Raw genomic sequence first — 281 nt, 5'->3', positions numbered from 1 at the left:
TTTAATACATTATAGGTAATTGTACTAATTCCCTTGTTTAAATCTTTAGTTAAATTTCCGTTGGAATCGTAGGTGTATTCGTTCGCCTGCTTCACGCCGTCCTTGAACTCGAAGCCGCCACCGTAGGCGGAAGCCGCTGCCGCATCGTCCACGCGGTTCAACAGATTGCTGGCGAGGGTGAAAGTCAGGTTGTCAATCAGTCCGTAACCGGAAGCAGCGGTCTGACCGTAGCGTTGCAGGGTCTTGATGTTGCCGTTCTTGTCATAGGCGGTTACATTCTC

At 49.5% G+C, this 281-nt stretch carries 1 pseudogene; it reads right to left on the bottom strand.

Annotated elements, in window-relative coordinates:
- Positions 1-281 (bottom strand): annotated as a pseudogene (locus tag DWY55_RS22410) (RHS repeat-associated core domain-containing protein); the annotation flags it as partial.

The organism is Bacteroides sp. AF25-38AC (assembly GCF_003602995.1).
GTDB lineage: Bacteria > Bacteroidota > Bacteroidia > Bacteroidales > Bacteroidaceae > Bacteroides > Bacteroides uniformis.
The sequence above is the reverse complement of the archived record's forward strand: the minus strand, read 5'-3'. Positions and strand labels throughout refer to the sequence as shown.